15 protein-coding genes are annotated in these 18,460 nt (G+C 58.7%); 4 read left to right on the top strand and 11 right to left on the bottom strand.

All coding sequences use genetic code 11. The annotated features are described in order from the left end of the window. The first annotated feature begins 499 nt into the window (after positions 1-499). From carA to AB5Y97_RS05190, 3 genes are all read left to right on the top strand, one after another. Complete coding sequence (carA, locus tag AB5Y97_RS05180; RefSeq protein ID WP_368157317.1) at positions 500-1,636, top strand: glutamine-hydrolyzing carbamoyl-phosphate synthase small subunit; 1,137 nt, start codon at positions 500-502, stop codon at positions 1,634-1,636. Positions 1,637-1,656: 20 nt separating this feature from the next. Continuing rightward, the gene (carB, locus tag AB5Y97_RS05185; protein WP_368157318.1) at positions 1,657-4,881 is read left to right on the top strand and encodes a carbamoyl-phosphate synthase large subunit; all 3,225 of its coding nucleotides are present in this window, start codon (positions 1,657-1,659) and stop codon (positions 4,879-4,881) included. 296 nt (positions 4,882-5,177) lie between these two features. Then, positions 5,178-6,329: a DUF1615 domain-containing protein gene (locus AB5Y97_RS05190; RefSeq protein ID WP_040067843.1), complete on the top strand. Its 1,152-nt coding sequence runs from the start codon at positions 5,178-5,180 to the stop codon at positions 6,327-6,329. Between the two features lie 73 nt (positions 6,330-6,402). Here AB5Y97_RS05190 and AB5Y97_RS05195 read toward each other — a convergent pair whose 3' ends face one another. The 5 genes from AB5Y97_RS05195 to AB5Y97_RS05215 all read right to left on the bottom strand — a co-directional run bounded on the left by AB5Y97_RS05195 (position 6,403) and on the right by AB5Y97_RS05215 (position 10,881). After that, on the bottom strand, positions 6,403-7,275 hold the full coding sequence (locus AB5Y97_RS05195; RefSeq protein ID WP_368157319.1) for an NERD domain-containing protein: 873 nt from the start codon (positions 7,273-7,275) through the stop codon (positions 6,403-6,405). Between the two features lie 23 nt (positions 7,276-7,298). Then, complete coding sequence (locus AB5Y97_RS05200) at positions 7,299-8,126, bottom strand: phospholipase D family protein (protein ID WP_274160274.1); 828 nt, start codon at positions 8,124-8,126, stop codon at positions 7,299-7,301. A gap of 191 nt (positions 8,127-8,317) precedes the next feature. Next, positions 8,318-8,701 carry a hypothetical protein gene (locus AB5Y97_RS05205; RefSeq protein WP_274160273.1) on the bottom strand — a complete coding sequence of 128 codons (384 nt, stop codon included), beginning with the start codon at positions 8,699-8,701 and terminating at the stop codon, positions 8,318-8,320. A gap of 87 nt (positions 8,702-8,788) precedes the next feature. Continuing rightward, complete coding sequence (locus AB5Y97_RS05210; protein ID WP_274160272.1) at positions 8,789-9,175, bottom strand: hypothetical protein; 387 nt, start codon at positions 9,173-9,175, stop codon at positions 8,789-8,791. A 782-nt stretch (positions 9,176-9,957) separates the two neighbouring features. Beyond that, positions 9,958-10,881, bottom strand: coding sequence for an autotransporter domain-containing protein (locus tag AB5Y97_RS05215; protein WP_368157358.1), 924 nt, complete (start codon positions 10,879-10,881; stop codon positions 9,958-9,960). A gap of 265 nt (positions 10,882-11,146) precedes the next feature. On the opposite strand from AB5Y97_RS05215, the gene AB5Y97_RS05220 reads away from it, so the two are divergent. Continuing rightward, entirely contained in the window at positions 11,147-12,022 is an 876-nt protein-coding gene (locus tag AB5Y97_RS05220; RefSeq protein WP_174218718.1) for an OmpA family protein, read from the top strand. An 85-nt stretch (positions 12,023-12,107) separates the two neighbouring features. Here AB5Y97_RS05220 and gloA read toward each other — a convergent pair whose 3' ends face one another. Genes gloA through rsxC form a run of 6 tightly spaced genes read right to left on the bottom strand, consistent with a single transcriptional unit; the run spans position 12,108 to position 18,458 of the window. After that, positions 12,108-12,521, bottom strand: a complete 414-nt coding sequence (gene gloA, locus AB5Y97_RS05225) for a lactoylglutathione lyase (protein ID WP_005347113.1) — start codon at positions 12,519-12,521, stop codon at positions 12,108-12,110. 56 nt (positions 12,522-12,577) lie between these two features. Beyond that, positions 12,578-13,219, bottom strand: a complete 642-nt coding sequence (gene nth, locus AB5Y97_RS05230; protein ID WP_159157191.1) for an endonuclease III — start codon at positions 13,217-13,219, stop codon at positions 12,578-12,580. A 13-nt stretch (positions 13,220-13,232) separates the two neighbouring features. Next, positions 13,233-13,985 carry an electron transport complex subunit E gene (locus AB5Y97_RS05235; RefSeq protein ID WP_201298862.1) on the bottom strand — a complete coding sequence of 251 codons (753 nt, stop codon included), beginning with the start codon at positions 13,983-13,985 and terminating at the stop codon, positions 13,233-13,235. A 24-nt stretch (positions 13,986-14,009) separates the two neighbouring features. Next, entirely contained in the window at positions 14,010-14,642 is a 633-nt protein-coding gene (gene rsxG / locus AB5Y97_RS05240; protein ID WP_159157190.1) for an electron transport complex subunit RsxG, read from the bottom strand. A gap of 43 nt (positions 14,643-14,685) precedes the next feature. Next, on the bottom strand, positions 14,686-15,738 hold the full coding sequence (rsxD, locus tag AB5Y97_RS05245) for an electron transport complex subunit RsxD (RefSeq protein ID WP_005337606.1): 1,053 nt from the start codon (positions 15,736-15,738) through the stop codon (positions 14,686-14,688). An 11-nt stretch (positions 15,739-15,749) separates the two neighbouring features. After that, the gene (gene rsxC / locus AB5Y97_RS05250) at positions 15,750-18,458 is read right to left on the bottom strand and encodes an electron transport complex subunit RsxC (protein WP_368157320.1); all 2,709 of its coding nucleotides are present in this window, start codon (positions 18,456-18,458) and stop codon (positions 15,750-15,752) included. Between the last annotated feature and the right edge of the window lie 2 nt (positions 18,459-18,460).

Genomic DNA, 18,460 nt, shown 5'->3' on the forward strand with positions numbered 1-18,460 from the left:
TGAATGTCATCACCAGGTAACAGATTTGAGCATCTTTATGGCGGATAAAGCCATTTTTTTACACGGACTGGAAAAGACTAAAAATTCAAACATGGAAAAACGTTTTCCATTTTTCATGTTCAATCTTGTCATCATAAAAGCGTTAAATTTGTCATTAATGTTTTTTGTGTAAAAATAAAAACCATTGTTTTAATTGGTTTTTTTGTTTGTTTTTGTCGTTATTGCTGGCTTGATTGCATCTTTTGATGGTGATTTTTCCTTTTCTTTCGCGGGAGGGGGTTGCAAAGCGATTAAGTGCATAGATAATGGGTAATGTTGCTTTTTTATTGAATTTAGATGCATTTCATCTGAGAAAAGACGTTGAAATGCCACTTTTTTTAAGTAGAATGCGCCCAATTTGCCAGAAATCTGCCGGGTTCGAGTCCTGTCCAAGACCGGAACCGAGCCCGCAACACCCAGGTAAATTGCTGAATTTAAAGCTAAATAACTGGAGGTTGTCTTGAATCACACTGCATTGCTAGTGCTGGAAGATGGAACTGTGTTCAAAGGCGTGTCGATAGGCGCCGAGGGATGTTCCGTTGGTGAAGTGGTTTTCAATACGTCGATGACGGGCTATCAGGAAATCCTCACCGATCCCTCTTATTCCCGTCAGATAGTCACCCTCACTTACCCCCATATAGGCAACACCGGCACCAACAGCGAAGATGAAGAGTCCAGTCAGATCCATGCTCAGGGATTGATCATCCGGGACCTTCCGATACTTGCCTCCAATTTCCGCAATCAGCAATCCCTCTCCGAATACCTCAAGTCTCACAACATCGTTGGCATCGCCGACATCGACACCCGTAAACTGACCCGCATCCTGCGCGAGAAAGGCGCTCAGGCTGGCTGCATTCTGGCCGGGAAACAGGTCGATGAAGCCTATGCTCTCGAACAGGCCCGCGCCTTCCCCGGTCTGAAGGGAATGGACTTGGCCAAAGAGGTGACGGTTGGTGAGGCGTACAACTGGACGACCGGGAGCTGGCAGCTTGGCAAGGGGCACGTCACCCCGGATTCCGACCAGCTGAAATATCACGTAGTGGCCTATGACTTTGGCGTCAAGCGCAACATCCTGCGGATGCTGGTTGACCGCGGCTGCCGCCTGACTGTTGTACCGGCCAAGACCCCGGCCGCCGAGGTACTGGCGATGAACCCGGATGGCATCTTCCTCTCCAACGGCCCCGGCGACCCCGAGCCGTGCGACTACGCCATCGAGGCCATCAAGGCTTTCCTCAATACCAACACGCCGGTGTTCGGCATCTGTCTGGGCCACCAGCTGCTGGGTCTGGCCTCCGGTGCCAAGACCGTCAAGATGAAGTTTGGCCACCACGGCGCCAACCATCCGGTGAAGAGCCTCGATGACAACACCGTCATGATCACCGCTCAGAACCACGGCTTTGCGGTAGACGAGAACAGCCTGCCGGATTGCCTGCGCGCCACCCACGTCTCCCTGTTCGATGGTTCCCTGCAAGGTATCCATCGCACCGACCGTCCGGCCTTCAGCTTCCAGGGACACCCCGAAGCGAGCCCGGGCCCGCACGATTGTGCCGGTCTTTTTGACCACTTTATTGAATTGATTAAGCAGTATCGCGCCTAAGAAATAGAGGAAAGAGTTTCATGCCAAAACGTAATGACCTTCAGAGCATCCTGATCCTCGGCGCCGGCCCCATCGTCATCGGCCAAGCCTGCGAATTTGACTACTCCGGCGCCCAGGCGTGCAAAGCCCTGCGCGAGGAGGGCTACCGCGTCATTCTGGTCAACTCCAACCCGGCCACCATCATGACCGACCCGGAGATGGCAGACGCCACCTACATCGAGCCCATCACCTGGGAAGTAGTGCGCGAAATCATCAAGAAAGAGCGCCCGGACGCCATCCTGCCCACCATGGGCGGCCAGACTGCGCTTAACTGCGCACTGGCGCTGGAGAAGCATGGCGTGCTGGCCGAGTTCGGTGTCGAGATGATCGGTGCCACCGCCGACGCCATCGACAAGGCCGAAGACCGCTCCCGTTTTGACAAGGCGATGCGCAGCATTGGCCTCGAGTGCCCGCGTGCCGGCATCGCCCACAACATGGAAGAGGCGTGGGGCGTGCAGCAGATGGTCGGCTTCCCCTGCATCATCCGTCCCTCCTTTACCATGGGCGGCTCCGGTGGCGGCATCGCCTACAACACCGAAGAGTTCGTCGAGATCTGCGAGCGCGGTCTGGATCTCTCACCGACCAAAGAGCTGCTCATCGACGAGTCGCTGATCGGCTGGAAAGAGTACGAGATGGAGGTGGTGCGGGATCGCAACGACAACTGCATCATCGTCTGCGCTATCGAAAACTTCGACCCCATGGGTATCCACACCGGTGACTCCATCACGGTCGCGCCAGCCCAGACGCTGACCGACAAGGAGTACCAGCTGATGCGCAACGCCTCCATGGCGGTACTGCGCGAGATCGGTGTCGAGACCGGCGGCTCCAACGTCCAGTTCGGTATCAACCCGAAAGATGGCCGCATGGTCATCATCGAGATGAACCCGCGGGTGTCGCGCTCCTCCGCGCTGGCCTCCAAGGCGACCGGTTTCCCCATTGCCAAGATCGCTGCCAAGCTCGCCATCGGTTACACCCTCGACGAGCTGATGAACGACATCACCGGCGGTCGCACTCCTGCCTCCTTCGAGCCGGCCATCGACTACGTGGTCACCAAGGTGCCGCGCTTCAACTTCGAAAAATTCGCCGGTGCCAACGATCGTCTGACGACCCAGATGAAGTCGGTCGGCGAAGTGATGGCCATCGGCCGCAACTTCCAGGAGTCTCTGCACAAGGCACTGCGCAGCCTCGAAACCGGCAAAACCGGCTTCGACCCCATGGTTGACCTCAATGCCCCGGACTCCCTGACCCGCATCCGTCACGAGCTGCAGGACGCCGGTAGCGACCGTATCTTCTACATCGCCGATGCGTTCCGCGCCGGTCTCTCCATGGATGGCATCTTCAAGCTGACCAAGATTGACCCCTGGTTCCTGGTGCAGATTGAAGAGCTGGTGACGCTGGAAGAAGAGGTGAAAGAGCGCGGCATGGCCGGTCTCGATGCCGACTTCCTGCGCGCCCTGAAGCGCAAAGGCTTTGCCGATGCCCGTCTGGCCAAGATCCTCGGCGTGGCCGAAGGGGAAGTGCGCAAACTGCGCGCCCGCCACAACATCTTCCCGGTCTACAAGCGGGTCGATACCTGCGCCGCCGAGTTCGCCACCAACACCGCCTACATGTATTCGAGCTACGACGAGGAGTGCGAAGCGGCCCCGAGCAACCGCGACAAGATCATGATCATCGGCGGCGGCCCGAACCGTATCGGTCAGGGTATCGAGTTCGACTACTGCTGCGTGCACGCGGCGCTGGCCCTGCGCGAAGACGGTTACGAGACCATCATGGTCAACTGCAACCCGGAGACCGTCTCCACCGATTACGACACCTCCGACCGTCTCTACTTCGAGCCGGTCACACTGGAAGATGTGCTGGAAATCGTACGCATCGAAAAACCCAAGGGCGTCATCGTTCAGTACGGTGGCCAGACCCCGTTGAAACTGGCCCGTGCACTGGAAGCCAACGGCGTGCCGATCATCGGTACCAGCCCGGATGCCATCGACCGCGCCGAAGACCGCGAGCGCTTCCAGTCTGCTGTCGAGCGCCTCGGCCTCAAGCAGCCGGAAAACGGCACCGTCACCGCGCTGGAGCAGGCCGTGCTGCTGGCCGAGCGGATCACCTACCCGCTGGTGGTTCGCCCCTCCTACGTGCTGGGTGGCCGCGCCATGGAAATCGTCTATGACGAGCAGGATCTGCGTCGCTACTTCGCCGAGGCGGTGAGCGTCTCCAACGAATCGCCGGTGCTGCTGGACCGCTTCCTGGACGATGCGACCGAGCTGGACGTGGATGCCATCTGCGACGGCACCGATGTGGTCATCGGCGGCATCATGGAGCACATCGAGCAGGCCGGTATTCACTCCGGTGACTCCGGTTGCTCCCTGCCTCCCTATACCTTGTCCAAGAAGATTCAGGACGAGATCCGCGAGCAGGTGCGCAAGCTGGCGCTGGAGCTCGGCGTTATCGGCCTGATGAACGTGCAGTTCGCGGTCAAGGGCGATGACATCTACCTCATCGAGGTGAACCCGCGTGCCGCCCGTACCGTGCCGTTTGTCTCCAAGGCGACCGGTGCTCCGCTGGCCAAGATTGCCGCCCGTGTGATGGCCGGTCAGTCGCTGCAAGAACAGGGCTTTACCAAAGAGATCATCCCGCCCTACTACTCGGTGAAAGAGGTGGTACTGCCGTTTGCTAAGTTCCCGGGGGTTGACCCGCTGCTGGGGCCAGAGATGCGCTCTACCGGTGAGGTAATGGGTGTGGGCAGCAGCTTTGCCGAGGCCTATGCCAAGGCGCAGTTGGGTGCCAACCACGCCGTACCGAAAGAGGGTCGTGCCCTCTTGTCAGTGCGTCACAGCGACAAGGCACAGGTGGTCGACTTGGCCGCCAAGCTGCTGGAGCTGGGCTACGAGCTGGATGCCACTCACGGCACCGCGGTCGCGCTGGGTGAAGCGAGCATCAACCCGCGCCTGGTCAACAAGGTGCACGAAGGTCGCCCGCACATTCTCGACCGCATCAAGAATGGCGAGTACACCTACATCGTCAACACCGCCGAAGGGCGGGTGGCGATCCAGGACTCCAAGCAGCTGCGTCGCGCCGCCTTGCAGAACAAGGTGGCGTATACCACCACTATGAATGAGGCGTTTGCCACCTGCATGGCCATCAGCGTGGATGCCACCGCCAACGTCAACTCGGTACAGGAGCTGCACCAGAAGGTGAAAAACCGCTAAGAGTTTGCATCGGGTATCAGCCCGACTTGCCAGACGACCAACCCCCGCCAGCGATGGCGGGGGTTTCTTTTTATCTGGCGCTCACCGTTCGGCTCGGGAGAGTCATGGAGGAAGGTCATGTCTTCCGCATCGCAGACAACGGATGGCGCGTGGGGCGGCAAAATCTGGCAAGGGGAGGGGATGCTGCGAGCGCGGGTTTCAACTGCAGCAGGCAATCCTCTACAATGGCCCCACTTTGCTTGTCAGTGCAGTGCCAGCGGCGCTGCCTGTAGGGCCAACAAAAAATGGACATGCTTATGACCGCTTTGCCTTCCTGTCGTCTTCTTGCCTTCTGCTCTGCTTTGTTGCTGGCTGGTTGTGCCAGTGATCCCGCCTCCGCGCCTGCCAAAGAGGCGAGCGTGAGCAACCCCAAAACGCCGCCTGCCATGCAGCCGCGCAAACCGGCGGATATGAAGAGCCGCATCGTGCGCTTCTTGCCCCGTCAGGTGCCTGACAAACAGGGGTGGGCCAACGATGTGGTGACGGCGCTCACCACTCAGGGGGTGACGGTCAATGATCACAACGTCTGTAGCGTGCTGGCGGTTGCAGAGCAGGAAGCCACCTATCAGGCCGACCCCGTGGTGCCGGGCCTTGGCAAGATTGCCTGGAAAGAGATCAACTCACGGGCAGCCAAGCTGCTGATCCCCGAATTTATGGTGCGGGCCGCGCTCTCCATCAACTCGCCCACCGGCAAGAGCTATGCCGAGCGCATCGACAAGTTGCGTACCGAGCGGGAGATGAGTGAAATCTTCGAAGACATGATCAGCATGCTGCCGATGGGCAAGACGCTGTTTGGCAACCTCAACCCGGTGCATACTGGTGGCCCGATGCAGGTGAGCATCGCCTTTGCCGAGGCCAACGCCCGTGGCTACCCCTATCCAATCAAGGATTCCATCCGCCACGAAGTCTTTACCCGTCGCGGCGGCATCTGGTTTGGCACCAAACATATCTTCGGTTATCCCGTCGACTACCCGGATACCCTCTACCGCTTTGCCGACTTCAACGCCGGCTGGTACGCCAGCCGCAATGCCGCTTTTCAGGCCGCCGTCAGCCGCCTGAGTGGCAAAACTCTGGCGCTGGACGGGGATTTGATCCGCTATGACTCGGATCTGCCGGGCAACACCGAACTGGCCGTCTACACCCTCGCCAACCGGGTCAATATGAGCAAGCAAGCGATCCACCAGAGCCTGCGCAAAGGGGATACCGCCGAATTTGCCGAGACCGATCTCTACCATCGCATCTTTACCCTGGCCGACAAGCAAGCGGGCAAGCGATTGCCCCGTGCCATCCTGCCCGGCATTCAGCTAAAGAGCCCGAAAATTACCCGCAACCTCACCACCGCCTGGTTTGCCAAGCGGGTGGATGATAGAGAACAACGCTGCGTGCGGCAGATGGCGACTATTCGCTAATTCGCTAAGAAGCATCAAGGGCGGCCAATTGGCCGCCCTTGATGTCAGGGGACGTTTGCCCTTGTGTGGCAGTTCATGCCTTGCTGTTCCCTGTGAGATTTACAATGAATCTGCATTTGGGGTATCCACTGCATCCCCAAAACCGATTGCCTCGGTTATCCCCACGTTTGGCGGCACGCAATACCATCAGATTGCCGCATCTGGGGCATAGTGGATTTGCTTGGGTGAGCGATTCGATGGTGATTGGTGCGGCGTTCACCACCTGATTGACGACAGACATTGCAGCTACGGATAAAGGTGGGTGGGGAACCTCGCTGTGACGGGCTTTCAACTGCGCCACATGCTGTTTATGGGTCTGCCAATTGGCGGCCAGTCGTCCTCGCTGGATGGTGTCGATCACTCTGGTGACTTCGGCAGGGGTCAGCACCTGAGTGGTTTTACTCTTGATATAGCGAATAAGCCCGCGGTTCATCACGTTATCCGGCATGGGGGTTTTAAAGGTGCAGTCGCCAATAAAGTAGATAATCGAATGGAGCTGATGATCAGCAAGACCCAGCAAGGATTTGAGCGTCATCAGGTGCAGATAGTTTTGGCGCAGGGGATTTTGAAAGGTATGTCTGCGGCGATAGAGCTGCTGGGTCCAGCTCTTGTGGGCTGGATTGCCAAATATCCACCCCTTGATGTTCTTGGTCTCGATCACAAACAGCCCGAAGTGCGAGACGATCACATGATCGATCTGGGTAGTGCCCTGCGGGGTCGGCAGGGTCACGTTCTTGAGCAGGTGGTACTCCCGCTTGTCGAGAAAAAGCCGGATGCCCAAGTTGATAAATGTCTCCCCAACAATCCCCTTGAACCTGGGCGTTTTGATCAGGGTGGCAATCAACAACAGGGGCAGCAGATACCAGAACTGGCCCAGCAGAACCGCAATAACGGGAGTGAAGTCCATTTCACATTTATCCAGTCAGTGAATTAGAGGGGATTCATGGCCTCTGGCCAGAGGAAATAGGGGCCAAATTTGGGGCTCATTCTAAACTCCCCACCTTCCTCCTTGCCTTTGGCTGTGAGGTAATGCTTGCTGTCACGCAGCTCAAGCAAGCCGTGAGTCACCATTTTTTCCAACAACTCATTGGTTTTGATCCCCCACTTTTGCGCCAGTTTGGATGAGGTCAGTTTTTCAGTGGCTGACTCATTTTCGTTAGCAGAAGGCTGTTGGGTTTCAGCTTCACTGACAACCCGTTCAAGTGATATGCGGACTTCATCACTGACCCGAATAATTCGTTGGGCCTCATCATAGGCATCACGGTAAAGGTCATGATCTTCCGAGCGCTGGATCAATACCCCCATCTCGTTGTTATTGACCTGACTGAACTCGTAGAGATTGAGGCTGGTGACAATGCACATCTCTTCATTGAGATAGCACTTGGCATGGAGGTTTTTGCAAAAGCTGGTGCGGATATAGGTGAGCTCTTTGAGCCAGCTGATCTCTTCCGGTTGCAGCTCGCTTTTGCCATAGACGATCCGCACATCGATCTTGAGGCGGTTCTTGTCGGTGAGCAGCTCCTTGATCCTGTCGTTGAGCTTGAGGAGGGGCTGATCAGGATCAGACGCTCTTTGGCATCTTTGATAAGTTCTTCCAGAAAGTAGTTGGTTGCGCTGGTATTCAAAAACTTGGCCATGGCAAAAATCTCTATCCCTGTGGTGTAACTGGTGGCGCAAATACTTGGCTGGCGTTCGGCAGGTCATTTTCATTCCGGGCGCAGTGATCACCCAGCCAGTGCGGCTGGCAATCGACATCATGGTTTCATGCGGACAATTGGGCGCCGAACTGAACCATCCTAACAATTTCATCAACAGGAATATGTGACAGATTGCACTAACTCTGTGACAAGGCTGGATTTTTCGGGACGGGCTGTGGTTGATGCTAAATCGCAGGTGCAAAAAAGCCCCTTGGCGGGGCTTGGTGTCTGGCAAGGCTGGTGTCGGGATTATCAATCGAACAGGATGCGGCCGCTGGTGCCGGCATCGTTGTCTTTCCAGCTGGCGCCGCTTTTGCGCAGGGTGTAAGTGATGGTCTCCTGCTTGAATTTCAGGTAGTCGCTGCCGCTGTGGCTTGGTTTGACCTGATTGCCATCGATATAGGTCTCCCCTGTGGTATCGACGTGAATTTCGGCCACGGTGCGGCCATCGTCAGTGACTGCTTTATAGTTGCCAGCCCACGGGCTCTCGTCGCCATACTGCACGGCCCCTTCCTGAGTGTGCGCTTGGGCATGGGTCTTGTGGCCGTGATGGGTTTTGGCCACGGCACAGCCGGAGATACCGACCGCCAGCAGGCAACCGAGGGTGACATTGAGCAGAGTCTGTTTGGATTTCATCTTCATTTACCTGTATCAAATAATTGCAATGGATAAGGGGTGGAGCCCCCACAGTAGGTGTGGGCCCCGCTGAGCCGTGGCTCGAAATCAGTCCTGATTGATGCCAGAAATATGGTCGCGGGAGTCGGTGAGGCAGTGCCAGAGCCGGTCATGGGGCCCCTTGATATCAATCATCATCCCCGCCTGGGAGTCGGCCACATAGTCGAGGGTCAGTTTGCTGCGGCTGACGCCCGCTTTTCTGGCAACGGCGTTCATGCAGGCGTTCTCGGCAACCTTGGTTTGTGCAGTGCTGCCGTTGTAGGCACTGCTACTGGCGCTCTCATCATCATCGCCGTCGTCATCGTTCTCATCGTCATTGAGCTGGCAGGCGCCGCTGTCGCCATTTTTGACAAAATAGGTGATGCCCCAGTCGCCATTTTTCACCATGGAGAGGGTGGTGCGCCCCTTGCTCGCCTCGTAGAAATTTGAATTCACTTTTTTAAGTGGAATTTGCTGGTTATTGATATAAGCCGTGCCATCTTCGATGCGAAGATTAATATGTCCAGGACAGCTGGCGGATAAATCAGGCACCCCTGCATATGCGGTTCCGGTCATGACCAATACAGAGAGAGCAAGCAGCGTTTTTTTCATCAGATAACCTCAAATCAACAAGGATCAGCAAGTGTGATGTCGTCAAAATAACGGTTGCTATGCCTTAACGTTATTTCTGTGCCCATTGCACACCTGTTATCGGTAGCCCGCAGTCAGTCGTTTCAGTGCGCCTCGTCCTGCCGGGATGACGCCAAATTTAGCAGTCGGGTGATGTAAGTAAAATAAAACAGGATTAATTGGATTCATAAAATATGAAAAACTATTAATCATTTAAAACAATACGTTAGGTGTGGCTTAGGTAACTTTTCAAAAGAGGGGGGACCATCCGGGATGGTTCCTTATGAGTGTCGATAAAGTTGGCCATCGGTCAGTGATGTCGGGCGTTTGGTATTTTTCCTGTTGCAAGCGGGCACAGGCTGGCGACATCACAGGACCAATCAGCCATTGCGCGCCGTAAATATACAGACAAAAACTCCAATATTCGGTGTGCGAGGGTGGCAAAGTGGGCCTGCCAGCAGGTGGATATTTTTACCTGATATGACTGGGTGGTGAGGCATATGAAAAGGACAGAATAAATAAACCCTCCGTCAATAGGGCGTGATTATATGGAGTGTTAATGTACTTTTCCTGAGGATTGCCCACTCTTGGCAGGCAAAAATAACGACTCAGAAACTCATGGCCAACCCGATGGAATAACCGCTGGTGTTGTGGCTGAACATATAGCGGGCAACCAGCCGGGTACGGGTGACTATGATGTCGTACTTGCTGCTGTCCAGCTCCAGACCGGCACCGATCGAGTTGAGGGAGTCAACGCCAAGCAACCCCCGCTGTTCCCCCAGATATGCGGTATGAGCCCCCTCCAGTACATAGCGCACCGGTCTGTCGAGCAGTGTCCAGTGGAATAGCGGGGCCCGGCGACGCAGATAGAGACCGAGGTTCTCCGCCTCGGCGTGACCACGGACGCTGGTCGAGGTGCCGCCAAAGCTCTGCAGGTGCTGGTAGGAGTAACGCACTTCGACATCGATATCCTGCGCCTTTGAAAAGAGCTCGTAGTCGAGCATCAGCGAGCCTCCCAGTCCGTACATATTGAGCTGCCCACCATCGAGAAAATCCAGCGAGTAGCCCTTGGTGCGCTCCAGCAGCCAGTTGCCGATCCGCAGATCGCTGGCCATGGTACCGAGCGAGACGTTGGCGATGGGGCGCAGTACCCAGTGGCCACCGCGCGGGTCTTCATGGAGGGCGATATCCCAGCCGATCCCGCCTGACGCTGTCAGGCTGTTCCATTTGGTCGGGAGGGTGCGGCTCTCGGTGCCGTTGCTCACCACAAACTGGGGATCGTAGCGGCTAAAGCCGATCGCCCCTTCCAGATAGATGGGCACGGCTTCACTCATGGTGGCGCCGCCACCGATCTGGGTCATGTTGAGGGCGGCAGATTGATTGGTGCCGCTGCCGATATCGAGGTTGCTGGCGGTGATGTCGGGCACCACCGTGAAGGTCATCAGAGAGAGCACCGCATTTGCGCGCTCCTGTGCCCACTCCTGATCCTGTGTTGCGGCCTTGACGGTGCTGCCGGATAGCGCCAGCAGCATTGGCAACAACATCTGCCATAAAGAGGAGCAAGAGCGGTGCATGAGTGTGGTTCCCGATAAGCGGCGTCTGGTTGCCCTGATTTTACTGTAGCGAGCTTCCTGCCGGTTGGCACGGAGCTAAGAGGGGGGAACAAGCGCCGCTTGCGGTCGGTTGCCGCTGAGGGGCAAGCCTTTGCCACACCAACGGCACGCCTTTGCAGTTTGTCGCTAAAGCTTGGCCTCTTGCCGCCGATATCTCTTGTGAGATCGTGTGGAGGACAAGCAATTGAACGCTTGGGTGTTGGGGTTGGTCAGCATATCCGTGAGTATGCAGTTACAGGCTGGGGTCACCGAATTTGGTGCCGGTCTGGATCAATCCGTCTGGCGTTTGACCTCCGATACCCAGATTGAGTGTCGCCTAGAGCACCCTATTCCCAACTGGGGAACGGGGGCCTTTGTCAGCCGCGCCGGGCGCAAGATCAACCTCGATTTCGAGCTCAAGGGCAAGCGGCCACAGGCCCAGACCCAGACGGTGAGCCTTGGCATCATGCCGCCGGTATGGCGCCCGGGGATAGCCGGGCGAGAAGTGAGTCAACTACGCTTCTATCAGCAGTTCGATGGGCTGGTGGAGGGGCAGACTGCCTGGACCATGCTCGACGAGCTGGAGGGGGGGCGGATGCCGACCTTCCAGTATCGGGACTGGTATCGCCAGAACCGCGCGGTGCGAGTGTCGCTGTCGTCTGTCAACTTTCGGGTCAAATATCAAGCTTTTATCGACTGTCTAAGCGGACTCTTGCCCTACAGCTTCAACGACATCGCCTTTAGCGTGCTCACCTATGACAAGAACAGCGATCAGCTCTCCATCCCCTCCAAGCGACGGCTGGCGATGATCAGCGAGTTTATCAAGGCGGACAAGAGCATCGACGTGGTGGTGATCGATGCCTACAGCGACAGCTACGGCGGCCGCTGGCCGAACCTGAAACTTTCCGAGAAGCGGGCCGATGCCATCAAGAAGGTGTTTGTCGATCTGGGGATAGATCCCGGCAAGATCTCGGTGGAGGGGCATGGCGAGAAGCAGCATGTCTCCTCCAACGAAACCGAACAGGGACGTGCCAAGAACCGGCGGGTGGTGATCAGCATGGGGCGCAATGGCGAGATCTAGCGCCGTCCCCGGTCAGAGAAGCATAAAAAAGAGCGCATCTGCGCTCTTTTTTGATCCTGCCATTAGGCCGTGAGATTAGGGCAGCTTAGAAGCTGTCACCCAGCCCGGTACCGGCATCTTTCTTGGCAATCAGTTCAATCTTGTAACCGTCCGGATCTTCGACGAAGGCGATGACGGTGGTGCCACCCTTGACCGGGCCCGGCTCACGGGTGATCTTGGCACCGGCGGCGCGCAAGGCGTCACAGGTGGCGTAGATGTCGTCCGCTTCCAGCGCGATGTGGCCATAGGCAGAGCCCAGTTCGTACTCGCTCACCCCCCAGTTGTAGGTCAGCTCGATCACCGCTTCATCTTTCTCGTCACCGTAACCGACGAAGGCCAGGGTGTACTTGTACTCGCTGTTCTCGCTCTTGCGCAGCAGCTTCATGCCGAGGACGCGGGTGTAGAAGTCGATGGAGCGTTGCAGATCGCCGACACGCAGCATGGTATGCAGAATTCTCATTGCTCAGTTCTCCGGGTTGGTGATGTGTACTGCTTTCAATCTCGGTTGCGAGGCCATCAGCTTTCGGGATAGACCTTCTCTTTGTACTCGCACAAGTCCTCGATGATACAGGAACCACAACGGGGCTTGCGAGCCAGACAGGTGTAACGCCCGTGCAGGATGAGCCAGTGGTGAACATCCAGCTTGAACTCGGCGGGCACCACTTTAAGCAGTTTCTCCTCCACCTGATCCACGTTCTTGCCTACCGCAAAGCCAGTGCGGTTCGATACCCGGAAGATATGGGTATCGACGGCGATGGTGGGCCAGCCAAAGGCGGTGTTGAGTACCACGTTGGCGGTCTTGCGGCCGACGCCGGGCAGGGCTTCCAGCGCTTCGCGATTCTCCGGCACCTCGCCGCCGTGGCGCTCCAGCAAGATGGTGCAGGTCTTGATGACGTTCTCGGCCTTGGTGTTGAAGAGGCCAATGGTCTTGATGTACTCCTTGAGCCCGTCCACCCCGAGATCCAGCATTGCTTGCGGGGTGTTGGCCACCGGATAGAGCTTGTCGGTCGCCTTGTTGACGCTGACATCGGTCGCCTGCGCCGAGAGCAGCACAGCAATCAGCAGCTCGAACGGCGAGTTGAAGTTGAGCTCTGTGGTGGGGTGGGGGTTGTTTGCCCGCAGTCGCTCGAGGATCTCTCTGCGTTTCTGGTTGTTCATGCCTTGCGTCCGATCATAGTTCGGTCGCCCGGACGCGAGCCGGGGCAACGTTGCAGTGGGCTACGGTAGCGGCCTGTTTGCGGTCCCGCCAGTCGTTGATGGCGTTCTTGGCGGCGATCAGCAGTCCCAGCCCGATAAAACCGCCCGGCGGCAAAATCGCCAGCAGCAGACTGGCATCGGCGTGGAACAGCTCGACGCGCAGGGATTTGGCCCACTCGCCCAGCAGCAGCTCGGCGCCATCAAACAGGGTGCCCATGCCGATGATCTCGCGCATGCCGCCCAGTACCAGCAGCACCAGAGTAAAGCCAAGGCCCATCATCAGGCCATCGAGGGCCGCCAGCAGCGGCGGGTTCTTGGAGGCATAGGCCTCGGCGCGGCCGATGATGACGCAGTTGGTGACGATGAGGGCGATAAAGATGCCGAGCGCCTGATAGAGGCCATAGGTGTAGGCGTTCATCAGCAGCTGCACACTGGTCACCAGCGAGGCGATGATCATCACATAGACCGGGATGCGAATATCCTTCGGCACCCAGTTGCGCACCAGCGAGACGGCGAGGTTGGAGCAGACCAGCACCGCCATGGTGGCAAGGCCCAGCCCCAGCGCATTGGTAAAAGTGGAGGAGACGGCGAGGGTCGGGCAGAGGCCCAGCACCTGCACCAGCGAGGGGTTGTTCTTCCACAGCCCCTGACTCATCAGCTCCTTGAGCTCGCCCTTGCGGCTTTCCAGCTCGGCAAGCGGGGTTGCGCCCGTTTCAATCTGTTCCATCTGGTTCATGATGGCTCGACTCCGTTAGTTCGCCGCCGGACAAGCCGGGGCGTTGCTGAGCAGTTCGGGTTGCTCCTGCTGCAGTTTCAGCAGGTTCTTCACCGCCTTGACCACGGCTCGCGGGGTGATGGTGGCGCCGGTAAAGGCATCAAACTCGCCGCCATCCTTCTTCACCGCCCACTGGGGCTCGTTGTCATGGGTCAGGAATTTTCCGGCAAAGCTGTTGATCCAGTCCGATTTCTTCAGCTCGATCTTGTCACCGAGGCCAGGGGTCTCGTTGTGAGCGAGCACGCGCACAGCGGTGATGGTGCCCTTGGCATCAAAGCCCGCCACGATGCGGATCGCCCCGCTGTAACCATCCGGCGCAATCGCCTCCAATGCATAGCCGGTCACCACGCCATTTTTGCTGGCAGTATAGAGGGCTTGCGGCTGATCGCTGCCGAGATACTTCCTGCTGGACACCTGCTTGCAGCTGGCCACCAGATCGTTGTCATAGCTCCCTTCCGGCAGCAATACCGAGAGGGTCTGCTGCTTCTCCAGCTGCTGCTGGTGGGCGATTTTATCCTTGGTCAACTCGTTGGTCAGTACCACCAGCGCGGTACAGCCCAGCGCGAACATCGCCAGAATAAGGCCGTTCTTGCGCATGCTCTTTAACATGTCCGGGCTCCGTCAGCTGTGATGGGGGAAAAGGGCAGAAACATCATTGGCGACGGGCTCCATACACTTTCGGGCGAGTCAGGCTGTCAATAAAGGGTACGCAAAGGTTGGCCAGCAGCACGGCGAAGGCGAACGCATCGGGATAGCCGCCAAAGCGGCGGATGATGTAGACCAGCACCCCGATCAGCACGCCATAGACCAGTCGGCCGCGCGGCGTGGTGCAGGCGCTGACCGGATCGGTGGCGATAAAGAAGGCCCCCAGCATAGTTGCGCCGCTGAATAGATGGAACATGGGTGTGGCAGTCGCATCCGGGCTCACCAGATAGCCGATGGTGGAGGCCGCCAGCAGGGCACCGAGAATGGCGGTCGGAATGCGCCAGTTGATCACCTTCTGTTGCAGCAGGAACAGGCCACCCAGCAGATAGCCGAGGTTGACCCAGCTCCAGCCGATACCGCCCCAACCCTCGAACAGCGGGCCGCTCAGGATCTCGCCGGTGGTGAGCCCCTGGGTCAGACCGGTTTTCAGGGTATCGAGGGGAGTCGCCATGGTGAGACCATCCACCCCCTGCTTGAGCTGGGCCATGCTGTAGCCGTCGAGGCTAAAGCCGGTGAAGATCACCGACGCCGCATCACCAAAGCCGAGACTGTAGGCGCGCACGCTCTCCGGCGGCAGCCAGCTGGTCATCTGCACCGGGAATGAGACCAGCAGCAGCACATAGGCGACCATGGCCGGGTTGAACAGGTTCTGACCCAGTCCGCCGTAAAGGTGTTTGGCGACAATGATGGCAAAGGCTGTGCCCACCACCAGCATCCACCACGGCAGCAGCGGCGGCAGGGAGAGACCGATCAGCACGGCGGTGAGCGCCGCACTGCCATCCATCAGGGCTGGCTTGATGGCGCGGCCCCGCAGCTTGAGCACCAGCGCCTCGCACAGCAGCGCGGTCACCAACGCCAGCAGGATCTGGATAAAGGAGCCCCAGCCGAAGAACCAGGTCTGGGCCAGCAAGCCCGGTACGCAGGCCAGGATCACCAGCAGCATCAGGGTTCGGGTCTGTTTGCGGTTATGGGCAAACGGCGCAGTCGCAATATTGAACATGAGTCTGTCGATTACCTTGTGGTTGTTCGGTCGGCTGACGGGGCATCTTCAGCGGCGGTCTCTGCGGCTCTGGCCGCCTCTGCCGCCAGCTTCTTCGCCTTGGCGCGGGCCACCGCGGCTGCAATGGCCGCTTTTTTCGGATCAACCGGGGCGTCAGCCCCAGGGGCGCTCGCTTCAGGCGCCTCTGCGACGGCAAGTGGTTGCTCACTGCTGGCCGCATCCCTTTGCATCGGCTCGGCCGGTGCGCGCTCACCCTCAGCTCCGGCACTCTCTACCTCAGCACTGATACGCTCGCTCTGCTGGGCCAGCTTTTTGGCCTTGGCGCGGGCGATGGCTGCGGCGATAGCGGCCTTCTTGGGATCGACCGCTTCACTTGCTGCCGTATCGCTTTGGCTGGTGTTTACTTCGCTCTTGGCTACTGTATCGTCGCGGGTCTCCGCGCTGGCAGCTTGCTCACTCTGCGCACCTTCAGCACCGGCACTTTCGCCCTGCTGGGCCAGCTTTTTGGCCTTGGCACGGGCAATGGCAGCGGCGATAGCAGCTTTCTTGGGATCAACCGCTTCGCTGACAGCAGATGGCGCATCGCTTTGGGTTGCAGCCGTTTCGCTGGTGCCTGCAGTGGCAGTCAGATCGCCCTCAGCGCTGTCACCCTGCTGGGCCGCCTTTTTGGCTTTGGCCCGGGCGATGGCAGCAGCGATAGCCGCTTTCTTGGGATCAACTGCTTCGCTGGCAGCAGATGGTGCATCGCCTTGCGAGCCTGCGTCGGCTACCGCGCTGTTATCTGCTCTTACCGGCTCGCCATTCGCCTCGGCCTTTTTGGCTTTGGCACGGGCAATGGCGGCGGCAATTGCTGCCTTTTTCGGATCAACTTCTGCCTTTTGCTGATCAGCATCTACCGCAGGCGCAGCAACGGCTTCGGCAGTCACAGGCTCGGCGCTATCGCCAGCCTGAGCGGCTTTCTTGGCCTTGGCGCGTGCCAGTGCGGCGGCGATGGCTGCTTTCTTGGGATCGCTGGCGGGGTCAACCGCCTCAGCGGGTTGCGCCGCAGCGGCTGTTTCGCTGTTTGCGCTCTCCGCCAGCTTGGCGGCGCGGCGCGCTTCCGCTTCCCGTTTGCGGGCTTCGCGGGCGGCGATCACTGCGCTATTGTCAGGCAAGCCCTCGGCGGTGGCGGCAATGGCTGTGATGGGGGCATCCTGTTTGGCCTTGATACGAGCCAGGGCGGCTGCCACCGGATCTTCCCCGCCTGCGGCCGTCATGGTTTGACGGCGCTGGGCAGCAGCTTCGGCATGGCGCGCTTCGCGGGCCGCTTTCTCCCGCTCGAAACGGGCCTGCTTGGCTTCGAATCGCTGCTTGGCGCGTTCGGCTTTTTCGGCCTCGGCACGGGCTTCGCGAATGTCGTCTTTGGCAATCTTGTAGTACTGCACCAGCGGGATCTCGCTCGGGCAGACCCAGGCGCAGGCGCCGCACTCGATGCAGTCCATCAGGTTGAGCTTCTCGGCCTTGTCATACTCCTTGGCCCGGCTGTACCAGTAGAGCTCTTGCGGCAGCAGGGTGGCCGGGCAGGCGTCGGCACAGGCGCTGCAACGGATGCAGGGCTGCTCCGGGCCGGGGGCGGGCAGTTCGGCCTGCGTCGGTGCCAGCAGGCAGTTGGTGGCCTTGACCACAGGCACCATGGCGTGGGGCAGGGTAAAGCCCATCATGGGGCCACCCATGATCACCCGTTGCTCCGCTTCCGGTTGCAGCTCGAAACGCTGCAACAGCCAGCGTACCGGCGTACCGAGGCGCACCCAGGCGTTGCCGGGCTTCTTGAAGCTGTCGCCGGTGAGGGTGACGATCCGCTCGATCAGCGGCTCGCCGTCGATAATGGCGCGCTTGATGGCAAACACGGTGGCCACGTTAAGCACCATGATGCCGATATCGACCGCGCGGCCGCCTTTGGGCACCTGACGGCCGGTGAGCAGTTCGATGGTCTGCTTGGCACCGCCCGAGGGGTACTTGGTCGGCACCGTCTTGACCAGCACATCTTCATCGGTGGCGTGGCGGGTCAGCTGCTCGATCGCCTCGGGCTTGTTGTCTTCTACCCCGATCAGGGTGAGTTTCGGTTTGAGCAGGTGCTTGAGCACCCGGATGCCATCCATGATCTCGCCTGAGTACTGCTGCATCAACCGATCGTCGGTGGTGATATAGGGTTCGCACTCCAGCCCGTTGACGATCAGGATCTCGGTGAGCTGGCCGCGGCCATCGAGCTTGCTGTGGGTGGGGAACACGGCGCCGCCAAGACCGGCAATGCCCGCCTGCTGGATGCGCTCGAGCAGTTCGCCCCGCTCAAGATTCCAGTAATCGGGCTTGCCGTCGAGCTCGCCCCACTCATCCTCGCCATCGGGGGTGAGGATGACGCAGAGATCGTCAAGCCCCGAAGGGTGAGCGACCGTGTGGTTGCCAATCTCGGTGATGGTGCCGGAGGTGGAGGCATGGACAGGGACGACCCGCCCCTTGGCATAACGGGTCAGCGGCTGCCCTTTTTTGACCTTGTCGCCCACCTGCACCAGTAGATCGCCGGCGGGGCCTGCGTGCTGGCGCAGCGGAATGATGAGGCGCGGCGGCAGACCGGCGTCTACCACCGGGCTCTGGCTTGATTGCAGCTTGTTATCGGCGGGGTGAATGCCACCGTGAAAGTCCCAGAGCGTGCCGGCTTTGATACGTTCGAGTAAGGAATGCATGG

This window comes from Aeromonas sp. R10-2 (assembly GCF_040908445.1).
In the GTDB taxonomy this organism is placed as follows: domain Bacteria; phylum Pseudomonadota; class Gammaproteobacteria; order Enterobacterales; family Aeromonadaceae; genus Aeromonas; species Aeromonas veronii.

Bases quoted from the DNA above. Each gene is read 5' to 3' on its own strand.
- rsxC (WP_368157320.1), bottom strand. From the start codon at position 18,458: ATGCATTCCTTACTCGAACGTATCAAAGCCGGCACGCTCTGGGACTTT.
- AB5Y97_RS05215 (WP_368157358.1), bottom strand. From the start codon at position 10,881: ATGCTGCTGGCGCTATCCGGCAGCACCGTCAAGGCCGCAACACAGGAT.
- AB5Y97_RS05195 (WP_368157319.1), bottom strand. From the start codon at position 7,275: ATGGACTTCACTCCCGTTATTGCGGTTCTGCTGGGCCAGTTCTGGTAT.
- nth (WP_159157191.1), bottom strand. From the start codon at position 13,219: ATGAACAACCAGAAACGCAGAGAGATCCTCGAGCGACTGCGGGCAAAC.
- AB5Y97_RS05200 (WP_274160274.1), bottom strand. From the start codon at position 8,126: ATGATGTCGATTGCCAGCCGCACTGGCTGGGTGATCACTGCGCCCGGA.
- rsxG (WP_159157190.1), bottom strand. From the start codon at position 14,642: ATGTTAAAGAGCATGCGCAAGAACGGCCTTATTCTGGCGATGTTCGCG.
- rsxD (WP_005337606.1), bottom strand. From the start codon at position 15,738: ATGTTCAATATTGCGACTGCGCCGTTTGCCCATAACCGCAAACAGACC.
- AB5Y97_RS05190 (WP_040067843.1), top strand. From the start codon at position 5,178: ATGACCGCTTTGCCTTCCTGTCGTCTTCTTGCCTTCTGCTCTGCTTTG.
- AB5Y97_RS05205 (WP_274160273.1), bottom strand. From the start codon at position 8,701: ATGAAATCCAAACAGACTCTGCTCAATGTCACCCTCGGTTGCCTGCTG.
- AB5Y97_RS05235 (WP_201298862.1), bottom strand. From the start codon at position 13,985: ATGGAACAGATTGAAACGGGCGCAACCCCGCTTGCCGAGCTGGAAAGC.
- gloA (WP_005347113.1), bottom strand. From the start codon at position 12,521: ATGAGAATTCTGCATACCATGCTGCGTGTCGGCGATCTGCAACGCTCC.
- carB (WP_368157318.1), top strand. From the start codon at position 1,657: ATGCCAAAACGTAATGACCTTCAGAGCATCCTGATCCTCGGCGCCGGC.